Raw genomic sequence first — 1,140 nt, forward strand, 5'->3', positions numbered from 1 at the left:
TTCTTGAGAACTGACAGGGCCCGTGGATTTCTTCTCCATCCATGCGCCCAAAATAAATACACCAATTGCAGCAAGCACCATGATGAGGTCTATGGCAATGCTTGAAACGTTAAATAGTTCTGGCAATGAATCTGCATTTGCAAGTTCACCTAAAGTCGTAAGAGATTCAATGCTTGGATAGATGCCTGCAAATAGGATGGTTCCCAACAACAAACCAATTAAAAAGATTCCTGCATCAATCCGACCTGACATCAGACCAACTACTGATGTTCCAGGGCAATAGCCGCCGATAGCAAAACCGGCACCGACAAATGCACCGCCTAAAGCTGCCGCACCTAAGAATGATGGTGGAACAAAAAGGCTTCCGCTCTCTACAAATCCAGTCCTTTCTAGAATGAAGAGTCCGACTGCAGCAAACACGATTGCAGTAAACATCACTTTAAATACGGACCAATCTGTTAAGCGAAATTGACCCGTTAATTTATTGGGATTACCAAAACCAGCCCGCTCAAGCACAAAGCCGAAGGCACCACCAATCAATAAACCCGAAAGAATTGTTCCCATCTTATTTCTCCTCTTTCATTAGGCGGCTGGCAAGCAATCCAACCGCGAAGAATGTACCTAAAAATGTAAATCCAGCCAAACTCAGAACAGCCGCGCCAGATAAACCGAGACCACTGGTACAACCCGCAGCAATGCGAGCACCAAAGCCAGCTAAGATTCCACCAAATAATGCGGTTAAGGGTCGCTTGGAGCCCCCTAAGAATTTCCCACCATCAAGCTTAATTGCAATTCTTCCAGCAAAAAATGCTGAAATGAGAGCGCCTAGAGCAACGCCAATCACCTGCCATGTGATCCATGCATCCAAGGGCTTGCCCTCTTCAACTATTCCACCAAGATATTCATTGGCATTAGTAGCCGCTGGTAGTAGGTACATTCCAAACCATGCTGTTAGGCGGGTTGTAAATCCTGTAGCACCCAAGCCATGACCGGTAAAAGCAAATGTAGATAACAGAACAATCCCGAGCAGGATGCCCGCAAGTAAAGGATTCCAATACGGAGCTGGTTGACCCTGTTTTTCGTTTTTCATTTCTGATCACCTCAATTAAGGTATTAATAATATATTTATTTATATAATAT

2 protein-coding genes are annotated in these 1,140 nt (G+C 44.6%); both read right to left on the reverse strand.

Annotated elements, in window-relative coordinates; all coding sequences use genetic code 11:
- Window positions 1-564, reverse strand: a 564-nt coding sequence (locus B7X71_RS17465) for a YeeE/YedE thiosulfate transporter family protein (RefSeq protein ID WP_293601675.1), incomplete at its 3' end; no start/stop codon positions are given.
- A 1-nt stretch (window position 565) separates the two neighbouring features.
- Window positions 566-1,090 carry a YeeE/YedE thiosulfate transporter family protein gene (locus B7X71_RS17470; protein WP_293601676.1) on the reverse strand — a complete coding sequence of 175 codons (525 nt, stop codon included), beginning with the start codon at window positions 1,088-1,090 and terminating at the stop codon, window positions 566-568.
- Between the last annotated feature and the right edge of the window lie 50 nt (window positions 1,091-1,140).

The organism is Polynucleobacter sp. 39-46-10, from assembly GCF_002282275.1.

Excerpts from the sequence above, each read along its gene's own strand:
- B7X71_RS17470 (WP_293601676.1), bottom strand. The coding sequence starts at position 1,090 with ATGAAAAACGAAAAACAGGGTCAACCAGCTCCGTATTGGAATCCTTTA.